At 73.0% G+C, this 21,529-nt stretch carries 17 protein-coding genes; 14 read left to right on the top strand and 3 right to left on the bottom strand.

The genetic code is table 11. The annotated features are described in order from the left end of the window. Positions 1-2: 2 nt before the first annotated feature. From KZQ38_RS17110 to KZQ38_RS17095, 4 genes are read left to right on the top strand one after another with little or no spacing between them, the layout of a single operon-like run. Complete coding sequence (locus tag KZQ38_RS17110; protein ID WP_219443096.1) at positions 3-986, top strand: carbohydrate ABC transporter permease; 984 nt, start codon at positions 3-5, stop codon at positions 984-986. Beyond that, positions 983-1,804: a carbohydrate ABC transporter permease gene (locus tag KZQ38_RS17105; protein ID WP_219443095.1), complete on the top strand. Its 822-nt coding sequence runs from the start codon at positions 983-985 to the stop codon at positions 1,802-1,804. The genes KZQ38_RS17110 and KZQ38_RS17105 overlap by 4 nt, the downstream gene beginning before the upstream one ends. 6 nt (positions 1,805-1,810) lie before the next feature. Continuing rightward, the gene (locus KZQ38_RS17100) at positions 1,811-3,247 is read left to right on the top strand and encodes a glycoside hydrolase family 3 protein (RefSeq protein WP_219443094.1); all 1,437 of its coding nucleotides are present in this window, start codon (positions 1,811-1,813) and stop codon (positions 3,245-3,247) included. Next, positions 3,244-4,287, top strand: coding sequence for an SIS domain-containing protein (locus tag KZQ38_RS17095; protein WP_219443093.1), 1,044 nt, complete (start codon positions 3,244-3,246; stop codon positions 4,285-4,287). The genes KZQ38_RS17100 and KZQ38_RS17095 overlap by 4 nt, the downstream gene beginning before the upstream one ends. 54 nt (positions 4,288-4,341) lie before the next feature. Here KZQ38_RS17095 and nagA read toward each other — a convergent pair whose 3' ends face one another. Continuing rightward, positions 4,342-5,526 (bottom strand): N-acetylglucosamine-6-phosphate deacetylase, encoded by a 1,185-nt coding sequence (nagA, locus tag KZQ38_RS17090; protein ID WP_219443092.1) that lies wholly within the window; start codon positions 5,524-5,526, stop codon positions 4,342-4,344. A gap of 185 nt (positions 5,527-5,711) precedes the next feature. Between nagA and KZQ38_RS17085 the strand changes: the two genes are divergently transcribed. The 3 genes from KZQ38_RS17085 (at position 5,712) to KZQ38_RS17075 (ending at position 11,469) form a co-directional block, all read left to right on the top strand. Then, the gene (locus KZQ38_RS17085) at positions 5,712-6,386 is read left to right on the top strand and encodes a FadR/GntR family transcriptional regulator (RefSeq protein ID WP_219443091.1); all 675 of its coding nucleotides are present in this window, start codon (positions 5,712-5,714) and stop codon (positions 6,384-6,386) included. Positions 6,387-7,208: 822 nt separating this feature from the next. Next, positions 7,209-10,466, top strand: coding sequence for a S8 family peptidase (locus KZQ38_RS17080; protein WP_219443090.1), 3,258 nt, complete (start codon positions 7,209-7,211; stop codon positions 10,464-10,466). Between the two features lie 73 nt (positions 10,467-10,539). Further along, the gene (locus tag KZQ38_RS17075; protein WP_219443089.1) at positions 10,540-11,469 is read left to right on the top strand and encodes an N-acetylglucosamine kinase; all 930 of its coding nucleotides are present in this window, start codon (positions 10,540-10,542) and stop codon (positions 11,467-11,469) included. A gap of 53 nt (positions 11,470-11,522) precedes the next feature. Here the strand turns inward: KZQ38_RS17075 and KZQ38_RS17070 are convergent, their stop codons facing one another. Beyond that, positions 11,523-12,158: a DUF3159 domain-containing protein gene (locus KZQ38_RS17070; RefSeq protein WP_219443088.1), complete on the bottom strand. Its 636-nt coding sequence runs from the start codon at positions 12,156-12,158 to the stop codon at positions 11,523-11,525. 124 nt (positions 12,159-12,282) lie between these two features. Between KZQ38_RS17070 and KZQ38_RS17065 the strand changes: the two genes are divergently transcribed. The 6 genes from KZQ38_RS17065 to KZQ38_RS17040 all read left to right on the top strand — a co-directional run bounded on the left by KZQ38_RS17065 (position 12,283) and on the right by KZQ38_RS17040 (position 19,022). Next, on the top strand, positions 12,283-13,479 hold the full coding sequence (locus KZQ38_RS17065) for an ROK family transcriptional regulator (protein WP_219443087.1): 1,197 nt from the start codon (positions 12,283-12,285) through the stop codon (positions 13,477-13,479). A 72-nt stretch (positions 13,480-13,551) separates the two neighbouring features. Further along, complete coding sequence (locus KZQ38_RS17060; RefSeq protein WP_219443086.1) at positions 13,552-14,880, top strand: ABC transporter substrate-binding protein; 1,329 nt, start codon at positions 13,552-13,554, stop codon at positions 14,878-14,880. Between the two features lie 2 nt (positions 14,881-14,882). Then, a complete protein-coding gene (locus tag KZQ38_RS17055) occupies positions 14,883-15,875 on the top strand; it encodes a carbohydrate ABC transporter permease (protein WP_219443085.1) in 993 nt (330 codons plus the stop codon). After that, entirely contained in the window at positions 15,872-16,756 is an 885-nt protein-coding gene (locus KZQ38_RS17050) for a carbohydrate ABC transporter permease (RefSeq protein WP_219443084.1), read from the top strand. Before KZQ38_RS17055 ends, KZQ38_RS17050 begins: the two co-directional genes overlap by 4 nt. Next, positions 16,753-18,027, top strand: a complete 1,275-nt coding sequence (locus KZQ38_RS17045; RefSeq protein ID WP_219443083.1) for a 6-phospho-beta-glucosidase — start codon at positions 16,753-16,755, stop codon at positions 18,025-18,027. Before KZQ38_RS17050 ends, KZQ38_RS17045 begins: the two co-directional genes overlap by 4 nt. Further along, complete coding sequence (locus KZQ38_RS17040; RefSeq protein WP_219443082.1) at positions 18,027-19,022, top strand: N-acetylglucosamine kinase; 996 nt, start codon at positions 18,027-18,029, stop codon at positions 19,020-19,022. The genes KZQ38_RS17045 and KZQ38_RS17040 overlap by 1 nt, the downstream gene beginning before the upstream one ends. 119 nt (positions 19,023-19,141) lie before the next feature. Here KZQ38_RS17040 and KZQ38_RS17035 read toward each other — a convergent pair whose 3' ends face one another. After that, complete coding sequence (locus tag KZQ38_RS17035; RefSeq protein WP_219443081.1) at positions 19,142-19,423, bottom strand: calcium-binding protein; 282 nt, start codon at positions 19,421-19,423, stop codon at positions 19,142-19,144. A gap of 1,232 nt (positions 19,424-20,655) precedes the next feature. Between KZQ38_RS17035 and KZQ38_RS17030 the strand changes: the two genes are divergently transcribed. Then, on the top strand, positions 20,656-21,426 hold the full coding sequence (locus tag KZQ38_RS17030; protein WP_219443080.1) for an SGNH/GDSL hydrolase family protein: 771 nt from the start codon (positions 20,656-20,658) through the stop codon (positions 21,424-21,426). The last annotated feature ends 103 nt before the right edge of the window (positions 21,427-21,529 follow it).

Raw genomic sequence — 21,529 nt, 5'->3', positions numbered from 1 at the left:
GCATGACGGCGGTCCACACCACCGACGCCGGGGTGCCGACGAACAAGTCGGCACCCCGGCGTGCCGCACCGGGCGGCGCGCCGCGCCGTCGGGGCAGCTCCTTCGACCGGTTGCTGCCCTACCTGCTGCTGGCCCCGGCGTTCGCGGCCATCCTCTGGCTCATCGGCTGGCCGGTCCTGTCCCTGCTGGTGACCAGCTTCCGCAAGCTGAACCTGAAGGAGCTGACCCGCGGCGAGGTCGTCTGGGTCGGGTTGGACAACTACACCGAGATCCTCGGCAACCCCGACTTCTGGATCATCACCGCGCGCACCGTCATCTTCACGGTGGCCGTCGTCGGCCTCTCGGTGCTGTCGGGCCTGCTGATCGCGTTGCTGATGCGGCAGGTCAGCCCGGTGGTGCGGATCGTCCTCCAAGTCACCATGCTGCTGGCGTGGGCGATGCCGCTGATCGCGGCCACCACGGTCTACCAGTGGATCTTCGACCAGCAGTACGGCATCCTCAACAAGACGCTGGTGAAGCTCGGGTTCGACGGCTTCGCCGGCTACTCGTGGTTCTCCACCGGCACCTCCACGCTGGCCGTGATCGGCCTGCTGGTCGTCTGGCAGGCGGTGCCGTTCCTCGCGTTCTCGCTGTACGCGGGCGCCATCGGCATCCCGCGCGACCAGTACGAGGCGGCGGCGATCGACGGCGCGTCGCCGTGGCAGACGTTCCGCTCGGTCACGTGGCCCGAGCTGCGCCCGCTGGTGATGATGCTGACCTTCCTGTCCATGCTGTGGGACTTCAAGGTCTTCACCCAGATCTGGGCGTTCCGCAAGGGCGGCCCGGACGGCGCGAGCACCACGCTCCCCGTGCTCCAGTACCTCGAAGGCATCTCCAAGAGCCACTTCGGCGTCGCCGCGGCCGTGTCGGTCGTGATGATGGTGCTGCTCGGCGTGCTGACCTTCCAGTACCTGCGCCGGCTCATCAAGCAGGAGGGCACCCTGTGATCGCCAAGAAGGTGTCGTCGAACGTCATCGCCGTCGTGCTCGCGTTGTTCTTCGCGTTCCCGACGTACTGGATGGTGACGTCGGCGTTCAAACCGACCAGGGACCTGTCGTCGAGCAGCTACGACCTGATCCCGCTCAGCGTGACGGCGCAGAACTTCGCCGCCGCGTGGAACAAGGAGGGCTTCCTCCGCTCGCTCGGCAACAGCCTGCTGGTCTCGCTGACGGCGGTGCTGGCGGCCCTGCTGGTCGGCCTGCTCGCGGCGGTCGCGATGTCCCGCCTGCGGTTCAAGGGCCGCAAGGGTTTCGTGCTGCTGATGCTGGTCGCCCAGATGGCGCCGTTCGAGGCGCTGCTGATCCCGATGTTCCTGATGATGCGTGACCTGGACCTGCTGGACAAGCTGCCGTCGCTGGCGCTGATCTACTTCGCGGTGACGCTGCCGTTCTGCGCGTGGACGCTGCGTGGTTTCGTCAACGGCATCCCGCTGGAGCTGGAAGAGGCCGCGATGGTGGACGGCTGCGGCCGGTGGGGCGCGTTCCGCCGCGTCACGCTGCCGCTGCTGGGCCCGGGTCTGGTCGCCACGTCGGTGTTCGCCTTCGTCACGGCGTGGAACGAGTTCCTGTACGCGCTGTCGCTGATGAAGGACCAGGCGAAGGAGACGCTGCCGGTCTGGCTGTCCGGCTTCCAGACCGCGTTCGGCACCGACTGGGGCGGCGCGATGGCCGCCTCGACGCTGTTCACCCTGCCCGTGCTGGTGTTCTTCCTGATCGTCCAGCGGAAGATGGTGTCCGGCGTGACCGCCGGCGCCGTGAAGGGATAACCAGACATGTCGTTGCACCGGCTCGCCGCTGCTGTGCTCCTCCCGGGGTTCCACGGCACGACGGCTCCGGAGTGGTTGCTCAAGAGGGTCGAGGACGGGCTCGGCGGTGTGGTGTTCTTCGGCCGCAACGTCGTGGACGACGCCCAGGTCACGGCGCTCTCGGCCGCGTTGCGCGCGGTGCGGCCGGACGTCGTGATCGGCATCGACGAGGAGGGCGGTGACGTCACCCGCCTGGACGCGGCCGTCGGGTCGGAGGTGCCGGGCAACCACGCGCTGGGCGCGGCGGACGACCCGGCGCTGACCCGGGCCGTGGCGGCGTCCATGGCCGCGCGGCTCGCGGCGTGCGGGGTCAGCCTGGACCTCGCGCCGTCGGCCGACCTGTCGCTGACCCTGGAGGACCCGGTCATCGGCGTGCGGGCGTTCGGGGCGGACCCGGAACTGGCGGGCCGGCACGTGGCGGCGTTCGTGGAGGGCGTGCAGGCGGTGGGCGTCGCGGCCTGCGCCAAGCACTTCCCGGGCCACGGCGCGTCGTCGGTGGACTCGCACGAGGCGCTGCCGGTGCTGCCGCGGACCGTCCAGGAGCTGCACGACGTCGAGCTGGTGCCGTTCCGCGCCGCGGTGCGGGCCGGTGTCCGGGCGGTGATGACGGGCCACCTGGTGGTGTCGGCGTGGGGCGACCTGCCCGCGACGCTGAACCCCGAGGCGGTGCGGGTGCTGCGCGAGGAGCTGGGCTTCACCGGCGCGGTGATCACCGACGGGCTGGACATGAAGGCCGTCGGCGGCGACCTCGCGCAGGGTTCGGTGCAGGCGCTGGTGGCGGGCGTGGACGCGTTGTGCCTCGGCGGCGAGCCGCTGGACGACGCCGGGTTGCAGTGGCTGATCGACAGCATCGTCGCGGCCGTGGAGAGCGGCGTCCTGCCGCGCGCCCGGCTGGAGGAGGCGGCCCGCCGGACCGCCGCGCTGGGCGCGCCGCCCGCCGCGGTGAACGGGCACGACCCGGAGATCGGGCTGGTCGCGGCGCGGCGGGCGCTGGAGGTGACCGGCGACCTGGCGCTGTCCGGTCCGCCCGTGGTGCTGGACCTGGCGGTCAAGGCGTCCATCGCGGTGGGCGACGAGGTGCCGTGGGGTCTCGGGCCGTACCTGGTCGAGCTGCTGCCGGGCACGACGGTGCTCGCGGAGCGGGACCCCGAAGCGGTCGCGGCGGCGGCCGGCGGGCGCCCGGTCGTGGTGGTCACGCGAGAGGCGCATCGCTTCCCGTGGGCTCGCGACCTGGTCCGCTCGCTGGTTACTATTGGTCTAGACCTAGTGCACGTCGAGACCGGCGTGCCGGGTCCCGACCTGGGCACCGGTGCCCGCGTGAACACCCATGGCGGTTCACGGGTGTGCTTGCGTGCCGCGGCCGAGCGCATCGCCGCCAGCAGCTCAGAAGGGCGACTCCGATGACCGATCCCCAGCCCGGCAGGCACATGTCGGCCGAGATCGACCAGCAGCCCGCGATCTTCGCGGACCTGGTGGCCCGGCGCTCGTCGATCGCCGCCGTCGCGGACGTCATCCGCGCGCGCGAGCCGCGGTTCGTGCTGCTGGCCGCGCGTGGTTCGTCCGACCACGCGGCGATCTACGCGAAGTACCTGACGGAGGTGCTGCTCCAGCTGCCCGCCGGCCTGGTGTCGCCCTCCACCACGACGCTCTACGGCGCGCGCCCCGACCTGCGGGACGTGCTCGTGGTGTCGGTCAGCCAGAGCGGCGGCTCGCCCGACCTGCTGGAGGTGACGCAGTCCGCGCGGGAGCGCGGCGCGCTCACCGTGGCCGTCACCAACACGGCCGGCTCGCCGCTGAACAGCGCGGCCGAGCTGTCCGTCGACATCGGCGCGGGCGTGGAGCAGGCGGTCGCGGCGACCAAGACCTACTCCGCCACCCTGCTCGCCCTGTACCTCCTGGTGGACGCCATCCGCGGCGGCAACGGCGCGGCCGTCGAGGGCATCGGCGACCTCGCCCGGTCCACCCTGGACGGTTCGGCGGACGCGGTCGCGGAGGCCGTCCAGCGGTACCGCTTCGTGGACCGCGTGCTGACCACCGCGCGCGGGTACTCGCTGCCGTCGGCCATGGAGTCGGCGCTCAAGCTCGCCGAGACCAGCTACCTGGCGGCGCGGGCGTACTCCGGCGCGGACCTGCTGCACGGCCCGGTGGCGGCGGTGGACGGCGAGACCGCCGTGCTGGCCGTCACCAGCGCGGGCAAGGGCGGCGAGGCCATGCACGACGTGCTGGACGTGGTGCACGGGCGTGGCGCGGACGTGCTCGCGGTCGGCTCGGCGGCGGACAAGGTCGCGGCGGCGCTGCGCATCCCGGTCGCCGAGACGGCCGAGGAGGTCGCGCCGATCCTGGAGATCCTGCCGGTGCAGCGCCTGGCGCACGGCCTCGCGATCGCGCGTGGCGGCGACCCGGACAGCCCGCGCGGCCTGAACAAGGTCACCCGGACCCGCTGACCACACGGCAACGGCCCGGCTCCCCTCTCGGGGCGCCGGGCCGTTGTCGTGTGGTCAGTGCGCGGTGGCCAGCTCGGGGCTGAGGCCGACCTCCGCGTCGAACACGACCTCGCCGTCCACCCACACCTTGCGGGGCCGCAGGTCGTCGTCCCACCAGACCAGGTCGGCGACCGCGCCGGGCGCGAGGCGGCCCAGGGTCGGCTCGCCGAGCACGTCCGCCGGCACGGCGGTGGCCGACACGAGGGCGTCCGCCAGGTCCACGCCGACCGACACGATGTTGCGCACGGCCCGGTCCATGGTGAGCGCGCTGCCCGCGATGGTGCCCTCCGGCGAGCGCGGCACGCCGTCCTCGGTCAGCACCACGACCTCGCCGCCGAGCTGGTAGGTGCCCGGCGGCATACCCGCCGCCGCCACCGCGTCGGTCACCAGGGCGACCCGGTGCCCGGCCGCGGCGAACACCAGCTTGCAGACGTCCGGGCCGACGTGGGCCAGGTCGGCGATCAGGCCGAGCGTGAACCGGTCGTCCACCAGCGCCACGCCGGGCACGCCGGGTTCGCGGTGGCCGAGCGGGCGCTGGGCGTTGAACAGGTGGGTGATCATCCGCGCGCCCGCCTCGGCGGCGGCGCGGGTCTGCTCGCCGGTGGCGTCGCTGTGGCCGACCGCCACCAGCACGCCCGCCTCGGCCAGCCGCCGCACGGCCGCCAGGCCGCCGGGCTGCTCCGGGGCCAGCGTGACCATCCGCAGGCGGCCCACGAGGTCGTCCGCCAGCAGCAGGTCGATCTCCGCCGGCCCGGGTTCCACCATCAGCGCCGGGTCGTGCACGCCGGGGCGCTTGGGCGACAGGAAAGGGCCTTCCAGGTGCACGCCGAGCGGTCGCGCGCCGGAGTCCGCGGGCAGCGCGGCGGACGCCGCGAGCACGGCGCGGGCCTGGCGCAGCGCGACCGGCACCGGCGCGGTGATCAGCGTCGGCACGAAGCGGGTCACCCCGGTGCGCGGGAGGGCGCGGGCGACGGTGCGCATGCGCTCGTCGTCCACCTCGGCGAAGTCGACGCCGACCGCCCCGTTGACCTGCACGTCCACCAGGCCCGGGGTGAGCAGTCCGCTGGTCAGCACCTCGGCGCCCGAGGGCGGGGCGCCCTGGACCACCTCCACGATCCGACCCGCACGCACGCGCACGCTGGCAGGGCCGGTGATGGTGCGACCGAGCAGCGCTCGCGGAGCTGCGACAACCGTGTCCAAGGTCCCTCCTCAAATGGTCCAGACCATTATGGCGGGAACCGGTGGTCGCCGTCACGTGCGGTGGGAAGATAACCGAATCTTGATATTTAACGTTAGTAATACTCCAAACGCGCGTCCGGGAGCCGAACGGCCGAGGTGGTGGCCCATACTTGGGTCCAGACATCCGAGGTCTACGGAGGTTCCTCGTGGCAGTCACCGACGACGCCATCCTGCGCGTGAAGGAAATGATCACGTCGGGAGAGCTGAAGCCAGGCGACCGCCTGCCCCGGGAGGCCGACCTCGCCGAGCGGCTCGGGTTGTCCCGCAACTCGCTGCGCGAGGCGGTGAAGGCGTTGTCGCTGGTGCGGGTGCTGGACGTGCGGCAGGGTGACGGCACCTACGTGTCCAGCCTGCGTGCCGACGACCTCCTCGGCGCGCTGTCGTTCGTGCTGGACCTGCACCGCGGCGAGGACTCCGTGCTGGAGGTGCTCCAGGTGCGCCGCATCCTGGAGCCCGCCGCCGCGGCGATGGCCGCGCAGCGCGCCACGCCCGAGGAGGTGGTGGTGCTGCGGGCGCTGTGCGACGCCGTGGAGCAGGCGCGGTCCGTGGCCGAGCTGGTCGAGCACGACCTGGAGTTCCACCACGCCATCGCGCGGTGCTCGGGCAACGCCTACCTGGCGCGGTTGCTGGACACGTTGGCCGGGCCCAGCGCGCGGACCCGCATCTGGCGCGGCATCACGCGGGCCGGCGCGGTCGAGCGGACCGTCGCCGAGCACCGCGCCATCGTCGAGGCCGTCGCCGCGCACCAGCCCGAGTTGGCGCGCTCGTGGTCGACCGTGCACGTGGCGGGGATGGAGCAGTGGCTGGGCGACCTCGGTTAGCCGCCGGGACGTCCCCCGTCCGGCGGCCAGTGGTCACCGGGTCGGAGGACAAGCGGGCGGAAGCCCTGGCGCGGCGACGCGGTGATCGGGAGGATCTGGCGGCTCGATGACCCGGCTGCCGGCCGGGTCGTCGCCGGCGGGCCACGAGAAGGGGTTTCGGGGGTTGTACGTCGCGCAGTGCTCGCCCGGCTCACGCCGGGATGCCCGCCCGCCATGCCACCCCCGGCCGGGGAACCCCGAACACCGCCCGCGGACCTGCGGATCGCGGCCCCGCACCGGATCCCACCCCCTGCCCTCCCGGAACGCGGCGGGCGCACCTGCCGCCCCGCGCCCGGTCCCCACCCGGCGAGCACGCCCGCACCTCCAGGCCCGATCCCAGCGGGCGCGACCGCACCACGCGCGGACCCGCCCGGCCCCACCCGGCGAACGCACCCGCGGCCCCGTGCCCGGACCCTTCCGGCACCGGGCGACCGCCCGCGTGGGCGTGGGGCGCCTGCGGCGCGGGCCGGACCTCAAAGGCGGCGAATCGTCCGATGATTCGCTGTCCCGCCCACCCTTCGCAACCGCCCGGTCGCGCTCCGTTCGCCCCCGCATCACCCGCGAGCCCGGCCACCCCGCCCACCCGATGACCCGATCGGCCCAGTCGACTCCACCGGATACCCGACCCGCCGTCCCCGGCCGACCGGGCCGGTCCACCCGCACCCACCCGTCCCCGACCACCCCGACCGCCCCGCCCGGACCACTCCGCCCGACCACCTCACCCGTCCGCTCCGGCTGAACCACCCGACCGGCCGCCCCCGACCCGGCTGACGAAAGGTTCCGATGAAACACCGCCGCGTGGTGTGGGCGTCCGCCGCCACCGCCGCCGCCCTGCTCGCCACCCTCACCTCGGCCGCCGGCGCGGACGAGGTGCCGGCCGCACCGCTCGCACCCGCCCGGGCCGCACCCGCACCCGCCGCGGCGTCCGAACGGGTCGGCGCGTCGCTCGCCGGGGAGACCGGCGCGGTGACCGCGTTCGTCGAACTCACCACCACCCCGGCCGCCCAGGAGTTCGCCGACCAGAAGGCCCGCGGCGCGGGCGACGGCCAGGCCGCGGAAGCGGCGCGGGCCACCCGGCAGCGCACCGACGTCCAGGCCGACCGGGTGCTGGACGTGCTGCGGGACAAGGACCCCGGCACCAAGGCCGTCGCGCGCACGACCAACGCGGTGCCCGGCGTGGTGGTCACCGCCGACGCCGCCGAGGTGCGTGCCCTGGCCGCGCTGCCCGAGGTGAAGGCCGTCCGCCGGGCGGTGCCGAAATCCGTGCGCAACTCCGGCGCGGTGCGGCTCACCAGGGCCGTGCAGGCGTGGCAGCGGACCGGGTTGCTGGGTGACGGCGTCCGCATCGGCGTCATCGACACCGGCATCGACTACACGCACGCCGACTTCGGCGGACCCGGCACGCGGGAGGCGTACCAGGCGGTCGACCGCACCGGGCCGTGGACGCCTACCCCCAAGGTCGTCGGCGGCCACGACTTCGTGGGCGACGACTACACCGGCGCCGACACCGTGCCCGCGCCCGACCCGAACCCGATCGACTGCCAGGGCCACGGCACGCACGTCGCCGGTTCCGCCGCCGGCTACGGCCAGAACGCCGACGGCAGCACGTTCACCGGCGACTACAGCTCCCTCACGCCGGGCGTCCTCAACACCATGCGGGTCGGTCCCGGCACCGCTCCCCGTGCGTCGCTGTACGCGTTGAAGGTGTTCGGCTGCACCGGCACCACCGGCCTGGCCGGGCAGGCGATGGACTGGGCGCTCGACCCGAACGGCGACGGCGACTTCTCCGACCACCTCGACGTGGTCAACCTGTCGCTGGGCGCCGACTACGGCGCGCAGGACGACCCCGACAACCTCTTCGTGCGCAAGCTCGTGCAGCACGGCGTCGTGGTGGTCGCGGCGGCGGGCAACGGTGGCGACCTCTACGACATCGGCGGCTCGCCGGGCAACACGCCGGAGGCGTTGACGGTGGCCAACTCGCGGGACTCGTTCGCCGTCCTGGACGGCGTCTCGGTGACCGGCGCGGGCGACGAGCCCGGCCAGTACAGCGTCGCCTACACCGGCTACCCGGAGCTGGACCGCACCGCGCCGGTGGTGACCGTCGCCGACCCGGCGAACGCGGACGGCTGCGCGCCGGTCGACCAGGACCTCGCCGGGAAGTACGTCTGGCTGGCGTGGGACGACGTGGACGCGACCCGCAAGTGCGGTTCGGCGCCGCGCACCGAGCACGCCGCGGCGGCGGGCGCGGTGGGCGTGCTGCTGCCGTCCACGCGGGACAGCTTCATCGCCGCCATCGGCGGCACGGCGGCCATCCCGGTGTTCCAGTTCACCCGCACCGCGTCCGAGCGGGTCCGCCCGCTGGTCGAGGCGGGCGGCGCGGAGGTGCGGATGCGCGGCGCGCTGCGGGGTTCCGTGCTGTCCGACTCGCCCCGGCTCGGCGACACCATCACGCCGACGTCGTCACGCGGTGTGCGTGGCGCGGTCGCCGCGAAGCCGGACGTCGCCGCGCCCGGCGACACCATCACGTCCGCGCACTCGGGCACCGGCGCGGCGGGCGTCAGCCAGAGCGGCACGTCCATGGCGTCGCCGCACGTCGCGGGCATCGCCGCGCTGGTGCGCCAGAAGCACCCGGGCTGGTCGGTGGAGGAGGTGAAGGCGGCGTTGGTCAACACCGCGACCGCTGACGTGAAGTCCGGCGACGACAACACGTCCGGCCTGCCCGAGGCGCCGATGCGGGTCGGCGCGGGCCGGGTGAACGCGTCGGCCGCCGTCGGCACCGACCTGCTCGCCATGGTCGAGGACGACCCCGGCTCGGTCGGCGTCAGCTTCGGCCCGGTCGAGGTGGCCGGGCAGGTCACGCGGACGAAGGTGGTGACGGTGGTCAACAAGTCCCGCCTGCCGCGTGCCGTCACGGTGAACTACCAGTCGACGACCGAGGTGCCCGGCACGCGGTTCGACGTGTGGCCGCCCGCCATGGCCGTACCTCCCGGCGGTTCCGCGCGGGTACGCGTCGTGCTGCGGGTGGACGGTGACGCGTTGCGGAAGGTCGGCGACCCCACGGTGCAGGCGGAGCAGTCCGGGGTGGCGCGGCAGTTCCTCGCCGAGGCGTCCGGCCGGATCGTGCTCAAGAGCGTCGACCGGGTGCTGCGGGTCCCCGTGTACGCCGCGCCGAAACCGGTGGCGGAGGTGTCGGCGACCGGTCTCGCGTTCGAGGGCGACCAGGGCGTGCTGCGGCTGGGTGGTCGCGGGCTCGCGCAGGGCGAGGGCGCGCGGGCGTACCGGTCGCTGGTCAGCGCGTTCGAGCTGCACGGCACGTCGCCGCGGTTGCCGGACTGCACCGACGACGTGCAGACCGACTGCGCCGTCAACGAGACCGCGAAGGGCGGCGACCTGCGGTACGTCGGCGCGACGTCCACCGCGCCCGGCGACCGGTCGGCGGGCGCGCTGCTCGCGTTCGGCGTGGCGACGTGGCACAACTGGGCCACGCTCGGCACGGGCACCACACCGGAGGTCCGCATCGACACCGACCGCGACGGGAACGCCGACTACCGGATCAGGGTGGTGAAGCCGACGACCAACGGGCACGTGGTGGCGGACGTGTGGTTGGCGCGGACCACCCGCGCCTCCGACAACGCGGTCGTCGACGAGCAGCCGGTCAACGGCCAGCACGGTGAGGTGGACACCAACGTGATGGACAGCGACGTCGTGGTGCTGCCGGTGTCGTTGACCGCGTTGGGCATCGACCCGGGCGGCACGTCGGCGCGGCTGGACTACGGGGTGCGGACGACCGGCGCGTACCCCGCGCCCGGCAACGACGGCGGGTACGTGGACCGGATGGGCGCGGCGATGTCGTTCGACCCGCTCAAGCCGGGCTACTGGGTGCGTGGCGAGTCGGCGATGACGTGGGTGTCCGCGCCCGGCACGCGGTTGACCGTGCTGCGCGACCAGGCCGCGTTGGCGGAGGACAAGGCGGAGGGTCTCCTGCTGCTGCACCACCACAACGCCTCGGGTTCGCGGGCGGAGGTCGTGCGGCCCGGCTGATCACGTTCCGCGAGGCCCGGTGCAACCCTTCCGGGTGTGCCGGGCCTGCGGCTTTGCCGCCATACTCGGTCGAATGGGCTTCGTGGTGGGGTTGGACGCGGGCGGCACGTCGACCAGGGCGCTCGTGCTGGACCTGGACGGGACGAGGCTGGGTGCGGGCGTCGCGGGTGGCGCGAACCCCAACTCCCACCCGCCGGAACTCGCGGCGACGCACGTGAACCAGGCGTTGTCGGCCGCGTTGGACGGCTTGGACGCGGCGAAGGTGGCGTCCGGCGTGCTCGGGATGGCGGGGTCCAGCAAGCTGACCGACCCGACCGTGGCGGCGTTGTTCGAGCAGGCATGGGCGGGTGCCGGGCTGCGGTGCCCGATGCGGGTGATCACCGACTGCGAGGCGGCGTTCGCGACCGGGTCCGCGTCGCCGGACGGCACCGTGCTGGTCGCGGGGACGGGCTCCATCGCGGCGAAGATCGAGGACCACCGGTTGGTCCGGACGTCCGGCGGGTACGGCTGGCTGCTGGGTGACGAGGGTTCGGCGTACTGGCTGGGCCGGGAGGCGGTGCGGGCGACGTTGCGGGCGTTGGAGCGCGACACGCCGGACGCGCTCACCGACGCCGTGCTGAACCTGGCGAACCTCGCGCCGTCCCCGCCGCGCGAGGCGTGGCGCGGCCTGATCACCGCGGCGAACCACCTGGCGCCGATCAACCTGGCCCGCTACGCGCCGCTGGTGACGGCGCACCACACCGCGCCGTCGGCGGCGGGGATCATCGCCGAGGCGGTGGACGTCCTGGCTGACCTGACCCTCGCCGACCGCGACCCGGCCGACCGGACGCCCATCGTGCTGGTCGGCAGCCTCGTCCAGGCCCACCCGCTCGGCACGCGGCTGCGGGGCGAGCTGGCCGCGCGCACGCCGGCACCGGTGCGGATCGCGACGGAGGCCGCGGCGGGCGCGGCGTGGTTGGCGGCGGTGGACCTGCTCGGCGACACCGCACCCCGCCCGGCCTGAGCGGTACGCGACGACGGCCGGCGGTGGGCCGGCGCGAAAGCGGTGGCGTGGTCTCAGGTCGTGCGCGGGTGGCGGAGGCCGGGGTGGTCCGCGGGCAGGGTGCGGCGGATCAGCCACCAGCTCACCGCGATGCACACCACCTGCAACGGCCACGTCATCGCGGCCCTCATGAGGCCCAGCAGGACCACCTGCCCGGCCAGCCACAGCGCGCCGAACACGACCACCCGCAGCACGTACTGCCCGACCCACGCCCAGCTCGCCACCCGGTAGGCCCGCATCAGGTCCGGGTCACGGCGCCAGCGGAACTTCTGGCCGGTGATCAGACCGACCACCACGCCCAGCAACGGCCACCGCACGACGATGCTGGCCGCCCACACGAGGGCCGACGCGGCGTTCAAGAAGATCTGCAACAGGAAGAAGTCCTCGGCCCTCCCCGTCTGCAACGCGACGTACGCCGCCAGCACGACCAGCGCCACGCTGACCACGACGGCCCGCGGGCGCTCGCCGCGCACCAGCCGGACCACGCCGATCACGACACCGCACACCACCGCGGCGACCGCACCGACGGCGATGGACTGCCCGCTGAACACCCAACCCAGCGCGAACGCCAGCGGTGGCAGGGAGGCGTCCAGCGCACCTCCCCGCCCGCCGAGCAACCGGGCCAGCGAGTCAGGACGCGTGTCGGTCATGCCTCCAGGGTGCCTTAGGCAAACCTAACCGAGGTAACAGACCCGTCTCGGAGCATTGACCACAGGTGAGCCCCGTCACTACCGTGGCCGAAATCGTCTGGAAAGTTAACAGACAGGAGAACCGATGCGAGCCGGCAGCCCCCGCCTGCTGCGCGAGATCAACGACCGCGCGGCGATCGAGGCACTGCTCCGCAACGGCCCGCTGACGCGTTCGGAGCTGGAAGGCATCATCGGGTTGTCCAAACCCGCGACCGCCCAGCTGCTGACCCGCCTGGAGACCGACGGCACGGTGCTGCGCAACGGCTTGCGCGGCGGCGGGCGCGGGCCGCGGGCCCAGCTCTGGACGGTGAACGGGGCGCTCGCCCACGTCGCCGCCATCGACCTCGCCCCGGACGCGGTGGACGTCGCGATCGCCGACATCTCCGGCGCGCTGCTCACCGAGCACAGCGCGCCCATGCCGCGCACCGACGTGCTGGAGGCGTTCCACAGCGCGGTCACCAAGGCCGCCAACCAGGCCGGCCTGACGCCCGACGCGCTGCACCACGTGGTGATCGGCTCACCCGGCGCGGTCGACCCGAACACCGGCCGCATGAACTACGCGCCGCACATGCCCGGCTGGGAGGGCTTCGACATCCCCGGCACGCTGCGCGCCCTGCTCGGCACGACGGTCACCGTGGAGAACGACGTCAACCTGGTCGCCCTGGAGGAGATGGTCGCCGGGCGGGCCACCGACGTGAAGGACTTCGTGCTGCTGTGGCCCGCCGACGCGGTCGGCGCGGCGGTCGTCGTGAACGGCGTCCTGCTGCGCGGCGCGACCGGCGGCGCGGGCGAGATCGACGCCATGCAGGTCCCCGACCACGCGACCGCCGACACCGGCACGACCCGGTCCGGCAGCCGCTACGGCGACCTGCTCGACTCGGCCGCCATCGTGAAGCTCGCCCGCGCCCACGGCGTCTCCGCGCGCACCGCCGGCTCGGCCGTGCGCAAGGCGCTCGGCGCGGGCACGGCCGGCCGGGAGTTCCTGGTCGACCTGGCCCGCCGGATCGCGACCGGCGCGGCGAACGTGATCACCGTCCTCGACCCGGAGCTGGTGCTGCTCTCCGGCGACATCGCGCAGGCGGGCGGTTCGGCGCTGGCCGACCTGGTCGCCGCCGAGCTGCGCCGGCTCGTGGTGCCCCGCACCCCCGTCCAACTCGCCCTGGTGACCGGGAAACCGGTGCGCTCCGGTGCGCTGCACGCAGCGCTGTCGGTCGTCAGGGAACAGGTGTTCGGCCTACCCGCCGCCACGACCGAACCCTTCCGAGGCCCGCGCCACGCCTGAGCCGTCCCGCCACGACCCGGGCGTCCCGCCGGCCGCAACGTCCCCGACCGCACGTTGAGAGAAGGAGAGCACATGCGCAAGGTCCCCCGCGCAGTGTTGTTGTGCGTGGCCGCCGCGGTTTCCCTGTCCGCCTGCGCGGCAGGCGCGGGCAAGTCCGACCAGCCGGGCGGCCTCGGCGCCGCGCCCGGCAAGGACGACAAGTTCACGCTCACCGTCTGGAGCAACTACTCCGCCCGCGAGCAGGAGGAGGTCACCAAGGCGCTGGAGACGTTCAAGAAGAAGTACCCCAACGCCGAGATCAAGCACGAGGGCAGCCAGGACGACGACAAGATCACCGCGAGCATCCGCGGCGGCAACCCGCCGGACGTCGCGATGTCGTTCACCACCGACAACATCGGCCAGTTCTGCTCGTCCGGCTCGTTCCAGGACCTCAAGCCCTACATCGACCGGGACAAGGTCGACCTCAACCAGATCACCGACGCGGTCCGCTCGTACACCGAGTACAAGGGCAACCGCTGCGCCATGCCGCTGCTGAGCGACATCTACGGCCTGTACTACAACAAGGAACTGCTCGCCGCGGCCGGCATCACCACGCCGCCGAAGACGACGGCCGAGCTGCTGGACTTCGCCAAGCGCACCACCAAGAAGGCCGCCGACGGTTCGATCGAGGTCGCGGGCTTCCTGCCCAACATGCTGTTCTACGCCAACCGCCCGCCGATCTGGGCGCCGAACTTCGGCGCCAAGTGGGAGGGCCCGGACGGCAAGTCGTCGCTGGCGACGCCCGAGTGGGCGGAGATGCTGAAGTTCCAGAAGGAACTCGTGGACTTCTACGGCTTCGACAACCTGGAGCGGTTCCGCGCCGGGCTCGGCCAGGAATACTCCACGGACCACGCGTTCCACCAGCAGAAGATCGCCATGATGATCGACGGCGAGTACCGGACCGCGTTCCTCAAGGACCAGGCGCCGAACGTCAAGTTCGGCACCGCGCCGTTCCCCACCGTGCGGCCCGACCTGTACGGCACCGGCTTCACCACCGGCACGATCATGGGTGTGCCGAAGGGCGCGAAGAACCCCGGCGCGGCGTGGGAGCTGATCAAGCACCTGTCGTTCGACACCCCGACCGTGGTGTCGCTGGCCAACGGGATCAAGAACATCCCGAGCACCAAGGCGGCGCTGGCGGACCCCGGCCTGGAGGTCGACGAGAACTTCAAGACGTTCATCGACCTGGCCAAGAGCACCAAGCTCCAGGGCAACCCGGTGACGCCGATCGGTGACGCGCACATCAAGCTGATCGGCGACTTCGCGACGTCCTGGCAGAGCGGCAAGGTGTCCGACCTGATGGGCGGCCTGAAGGAAGTCGACAAGCAGATCGACGACCAGATCGCGAAGAGCGGCAAGTAGCCATGACCGCCACGCTCGACCGCGTGGACGTGCCCCGGACCGCCCCCGCGCGGGGGCGGTCCCGGGCCCGCGCCCGGCACCGGCTGACCGTGCTGGCCTTCCTGGCCCCGGCGGCGATCGGGTTCGCCCTGTTCTTCGGCTACCCGCTGATCGCCACGGTCGTGTTCTCGTTCACCCGGTACGACCTGATCAACCCGCCCGAGTGGATCGGGCTGGAGAACTACGCGTACATGTTCGGCGACAAGCTGTTCCTCACCGCCGTCACCAACACGCTGTGGTTCGTGGTCGTGCTGACGTTCGCCCGCGTGGTGTTCGCGCTGGGCGTCGCGTCGGTGATCGCCCGCCTCAAGTCCGGCGTGGGCCTGGTGCGCACGCTGTGCTACCTGCCGTCGCTCGCGCCGCCGGTCGCCGCCACCCTGGTGTTCTTCCTGGTGATGCGCCCGAACGACGGGCCGCTGGACGTGGTGCTCGGGTGGTTCGGCATCCAGAGCCCGCTGTGGTTCGCGGACCCGGCGTGGTCCAAGGCGGGCATCACGGCGGTCATGCTGTGGGTGTCCGGCGACCTGATGATCATCATCCTGGCGGCGGTGCTGGACGTGCCGCAGGAGCAGTACGAGGCGGCCGAGCTGGACGGCGCCGGTCCGCTGCGGCGGTGGTGGCACATCACGCTGCCGTCGATCTCGCCGGTGCTGATGTTCGGCGTGGTGAACTCGATCATCCTGGCGTTGCAGCTGTTCACGCAGGCGGTGGTCGCCGGCTCGGCGGCCAGCGGCGCGGCGGACCTCACCGGCAACACCAAGTACCTGGGCTTCCCGGAGAACTCGACGCTGACGTTCCCGGTGTGGCTCTACACCCAGGGTTTCCGGTACTTCGACATGGGTTACGCGGCGGCCATGGCGACCGTGCTGTTCGTCATCTCGTTCATCGCCACCGCGTTCCTCGTGCAGCGGATGCGCCGGGCCAGCCACCAGGAGGAAGGGGGTCCGGGCGCATGACCGCCGTGCTCGACCGGCCGACCCGCGAACCGGCGGCGGACCGCGGACCCCGCCGCAACTGGCGCGCGGTGCTGGACTGGGTGGCCGTGCACAGCATCGGCCTCGCGCTGGCGCTGATGTTCGCGCTGCCCATCGTGTTCGTGTTCCTGACCGCCGTGATGTCGGACTCGCAGGCGTTCACGTCGGAGCTGTGGCCGCGCGAGTGGCACTGGGGCAACTTCCTGGAGGCGTTCGACAAGGCGCCGCTGCTGAAGTACCTCGGCAACAGCATGCTGTACTCGCTGCTGGCCACCGCCGGGATGCTGCTGTCCTCCATCCCCGCCGCGTACGCGTTGGCGAAGCTGCGGTGGCGCGGGCGCAACGTGGTGTTCCTGCTCGTGGTCGGCGCGATGATGCTGCCGCCGCAGGTGGTCGCGGTGCCGCTGTACGACTCGTGGTCCAGCCTCGGCCTGACCGGGTCGCTGTGGCCGCTGATCGCGCCCTACTTCCTGTTCGACGCGTTCAGCATCTTCCTGCTGCGCCAGTTCATCCTCACCATCCCGCAGTCCTACGTGGACGCGGCGCGGGTGGACGGCTGCTCGGAGTTCCAGACCCTGGTGCGGATCGTCGTGCCGATGGCCCGGCCCGGCATCGCGGCGACCGCCCTGTTCTGCTTCCTGTACACCTGGAACGACTACTTCGGTCCGCTGCTCTACACCGGTGAGAAGCCGGACCAGTGGACGCTCTCGCTCGCCCTGTCGTCGTTCAAGGGGATGCACCACGTGCAGTGGAACCTCGCCATGGCGGTGACCCTGCTGACCATGATCCCGGCCGTGGTGCTGTTCGCCTTCGCCCAGCGATCCTTCGTCAAGGGCATCACTTTCACTGGAGTCAAAGGATGAAGCTCACCGTGGTCGGGGGCGGCTCGACCTACACCCCGGAGCTGGTCGACGGGATCGCGGGGCGGCGCACCAGCCTCGCCGTGGACGAGATCGTCCTGGTCGATCCCGACGAGCAGCGCCTGGCCGTGGTCGGCGCGTTCGCGCAGCGGCTGCTCGCGCACGCCGGGCACCCGGCACGCGTCCGCACCACCGCGGACCTGGAGGAGGGCGTGGCCGACGCGTCCGCCGTCCTGCTCCAGCTCCGCGTCGGCGGCCAGGCGGCCCGCGCCCAGGACGAGACGTTCCCGCTGGTGTGCGACTGCGTCGGCCAGGAGACGACCGGCGCGGGCGGCCTCGCCAAGGCGTTGCGGACCGTGCCGGTGGTGCTCGACATCGCCGAGCGGGTGCGGCGGATCGCCGGTGACGACACGTGGATCGTCAACTTCACCAACCCGGTCGGCATCGTCACCCGCGCCCTGCTCCAGGAGGGGCACCGCGCCGTCGGGCTGTGCAACGTGGCGATCACGTTCCAGCGCTGGACGTCCGCGTTGCTCGACGTGGACCCGGCGGCCGTGCGGCTGGAGCACGTCGGGCTCAACCACCTGTCGTGGGAGCGCGGTGTGTTCGTCGACGGCGTCGACCGCCTGCCGGAGCTGCTGGAGCGGCACGGCGACGCGCTCGCCGAGCACATCGGCCTGCCGGCGGACCTGATGCGCCGGCTCGGCATGGTCCCGTCGTACTACCTGAAGTATTTCTACGACCACGACGACGTCGTGCGGAAGCAGAAGACCGAACCACCGCGCGCCGAGGTCGTGGCCAACGTGGAGAAGGAGCTGCTGGGCATCTACCGCGACGTCGACGTCGTCACCAAGCCGGAGCAGCTGTCCCAGCGCGGCGGGGCGTACTACTCCGAGGCGGCCGTGCAGCTGGTGCACGCGTTGACCGGTGGCTCGGGTGCGGAGCAGCACGTGGTGAACGTGCGCAACAACGGCACGCTGCCGTTCCTGCCCGACGACGCCGTGATCGAGGCGCCGGCCGTGGTCACCCCGCAGGGTGCGCGCGCGTTGCCGGTCGAGCCGGTGGGTCCCGCGATCTCCGGGCTGATCTCGCACGTCACGGCGTACGAGCACCTGGCGCTGGACGCGGCGGTGCGCGGTGGCCGCGACCGCGTCGCGGACGCGTTGCTCGCGCACCCGCTGGTGGGTCAGCACGCCGTTGCCGAGAAGCTCGCCGACGAGCTGGTGTCGCGCAACCGCGACTTCCTGCCGTGGGCGACGGGCCGGGGTGCTTGATGGCGGACCGCGTGCTCGCCATCGACGGCGGCAACAGCAAGACCGCCGTGGCGCTGGTCGACGTGGAGGGGCGCGTGCTCGCCCAGGTCCGCGGGCCGGGCGCGTCACCGCAGAACGTCGGCCTGGCGCGCAGCCTGGAGGTGTTCGAGGAACTGGCCCGCGCGGCGGCCGGGCAGGCCGGGCTGGCCGCCGACGAGCCGATCGCCACGCACACCGCCGCGTACCTGGCGGGCGCGGACCTGCCCAAGGAGGAGGAGGACCTGCGTGCCGCGATCGAGCGGCACGGGTGGTCGAGGACGACCGTCGTCGGCAACGACACGTTCGCCCTGCTCCGCGCGGGCACGTCGGACGGCGTCGGGGTGGCCGTGGTGTGCGGTGCGGGCATCAACTGCGTCGCCGTGGCGCGGGACGGGCGGACCCACCGGTTCCCCGCGCTCGGCCGGATCTCCGGTGACTGGGGCGGCGGCGGGCACATCGGCAGCGAGGCCCTGTGGCTCGCGGTGCGGGCCGAGGACGGGCGCGGGCCGGCGACGGCGCTGCTGCCCGCGCTGGTCGAGCACTACGGCACGCGCACCCTCGCCGAGGCCGTGGAGCGGCTGCACTTCGAGGAGGTGGAGTTCGACCCGCACGTGCTGTGCCCCCTGCTGTTCCGGGTCGCCGCGGCGGGCGACGCCGTGGCGGGCGAGGTGGTGGCGCGGCTGGTCGAGGAGGTGACGCTGCTCGCGTCCGTGTCGTTGCGGCGGCTCGCGCTGCTGGACGAGGAGGTGGACGTGGTCCTCGGCGGCGGCGTGCTGACCAACACCGGCGGTGTCGTGGTGGACGCCGTGCGCGACCGGTTGAGCGACATCGCGCCGCACGCGCGGGTGCGCGTGGTCGACGTGCCGCCGGTCGTCGGCGCGGCGCTGCTCGGGCTGGACGCCCTCGGCGCCGCCCCGGCCGCGGAGCTGCGGCTGCGCACCGCGTACGAACCCCTGGACGTGGCTGCCGGGGGTTAGCGAGACCCCCGCTGCCCGGGGGATGTTCGGCGGCGGCTCCGCCGGGCAGCGGGCCCTGACCCCCGCGGCGACGTCATGCGCCCGACGTCGCCGCGGGGCCCTTCGCCGGCACGGGACCGTCAGCAGCCGGTGGTGGTGTCGCCGGCGTCAACGGTGCAGGTGTCGGTGCCGAGGCCGCCATGGGCGGTGTCGTTGCCGACGCCGCCGGTCAGCGTGTCGGTGCCGTCGTGGTCGATGAGGGTGTCGTTGCTGCCCAGGGCGCAGATCACGTCGTCGCCGTTGGTGCCGGTGATGGTCTCGCCCGCGTTGGTGCCGACGATGGTGCAGCCCAGGGCGTTGTCCACCGCGGGGCCGGCGTTGGCCACGGTGGCGGTGTAGGCGCAGCCACCGCCCAGCGACACCGGGTCAGGGAAGTCGGCGACCGACACGTCCGCCCCGGCCGGTCCGGTGACCCGGTCGCCGTTTGGTGGCGGGCCCGGTGTGGATCGAGGTCCGGCCGGCGCCTTCGGCGTTCACCACCACGAGGCCGGTGCTGTTCCCGAACCCGACCACCGTGCCGCCCGAGAACCGCCCGGAACTTTCAGGCAGGCTCCCTGAAAGTTTCCGAGGAGCGAGGGCTCGGCAGGGAACAGGCCGATGCCGTGTCACCGGAGCTGGTGCCGGAGAGGTTGGCCTGGCCGGTGCCGCCGGCGTCGATGACCGTGAGCGTGAGTCCGGGCTGTAGACGAGCCGGCCAGGGAACCCCGCGGGTGACAGGTCGACGCGGCACCCGGGACGCCTGATCGCCGCACGACCGCGGTCCTCGGCTCGTGGGAGTGGTGGTCGAGGCAACCTCGTTTCGACCGGGCGGGGCATCGGGTGCTCCCGTCGCCGCGGGTCGCGTCTCCCGTCGGGGACCACGGGCAGGGCGGGTCGGACGCCCGGGGCCGCCTGCACCTTCACGGCCGATCACTGGGGGCCCGGCACCGACCGGCCCTCATGCCCGCCCCGAAAGGACGCCGCAATGGGCCGGAACGCCCATACCGCCGGGAGGGCGCTCCGTCACAGATCCGACCGGCCCAGTGGCGAACGTCGGGGCGCGCCCGGGCCAAGCCGCTCAGGGACGGAAGCCCGGCCGCGACACCTCGACCGCGGGAATGCCCACGGTCGGTGTCGGGTCGGGTGCGGAGCGTGGGACCGGCACCGGTGGTGTGGGCGTGATTTGCACCGTATCCACCCGTGTCGGAACGGTAGCCGGGGTCGGGGTCGTCGCCTGGCTCGACACCGGGTCGGTCGGGGGCTCTCCCCCGCCGCGGTCCATCGGCGGGCCGTCGCCGGCGGGGGCGGGGGTCGAGCCCGGGACCGTGCCGACGCCCTGCTCGGGGCGTGGTTCCGGGCCACCGCCGAGCGGGGTGACGCCCGCGACCACGCCCGCCAGCATCGCCAGCGCGCCGAACGTCAGCAGCGAGAGGGGTACACGCGACACGGCTCGCCACGTTACGGCGGGTGAGGGAACGAAACGCCCTAAGCCGACACCACTCCCCACCATCGGGTGACGCACCGGACCCACCGGCGCTGGCGCGGGACGGACCTCGGGAGGCATCCTGATGGGCGCGGTCACGGGGGTGCCGCGAGTACGGAGGGGAGCAGTCGCATGGACGGCTTGGACAGTTACGTCGCACTGGGGGACAGCTTCACCGAGGGGATGGACGACCCCGGCCCGAACGGCACGTACCTCGGGTGGGCCGACCGCCTGGCGGCGATGATCTCCGCGCGCCAGCGGGGTTTCCGCTACGCGAACTTCGCGGTGCGCGGCAAGATGCTCCAGGAGATCGTGGACGAGCAGCTGCCGCTGGCGGTGGAGCTGAAGCCGCGGCTCGCCACGTTCTGCGGCGGCGGCAACGACCTGCTGGTGCCCGGTTCCGACCCGGACGCGCTGGCCGAGGTGTACGAGATCGCGGTGGCCGACCTGCGGGCCGCCGGGTCCGAGGTGGTCATCTTCACCGGGTTCGACCCGAAGCACACGCCGTTCCTGCGGTCGCTGCGCGGGAAGATCGCGATCTACAACAGCCACCTGTGGTCGGTGGCCGAGCGCTACCACTGCCGCGTGGTCGACCTGTGGTCCATGACGGTGCTGCACGACCGTCGCGCGTGGAGCGAGGACCGGCTGCACCTGTCGCCGGACGGCCACCGCCGGGTCGCGCTGCGCGCGGCCCAGGTGCTGGGCTTCCAGCCCGAGGAGGACTGGAGCACGCCGTGGCCGCCGCTGCACAGCGAGGACTGGATGACGCAGCGCCGCCACGACCTGAAGTGGGCCCGTGAGCACGTGGTGCCGTGGATCGCACGCCAGCTGCGTGGCGAGTCGATGGGTGACGGGGTGGCGCCGAAGCGGCCGGAGCTGCTGCCGGTGACCGCCGAGAACTGAGCCGGGACGGGCCGGCCGGCCGGCACTCTCCCCCGAATGCCGGCCGGCCGGCGGTCGGGTGGCTTCCCCCCTGGATTCCCCCCTCCAAGAGCCACCCTGCGCG

It is taken from the genome of Saccharothrix obliqua, assembly GCF_019375475.1.
Lineage (GTDB): Bacteria > Actinomycetota > Actinomycetes > Mycobacteriales > Pseudonocardiaceae > Actinosynnema > Actinosynnema obliqua.
Note: the sequence above shows the minus strand (reverse complement) of the source record. Positions and strands in the feature narration are given on the sequence as shown.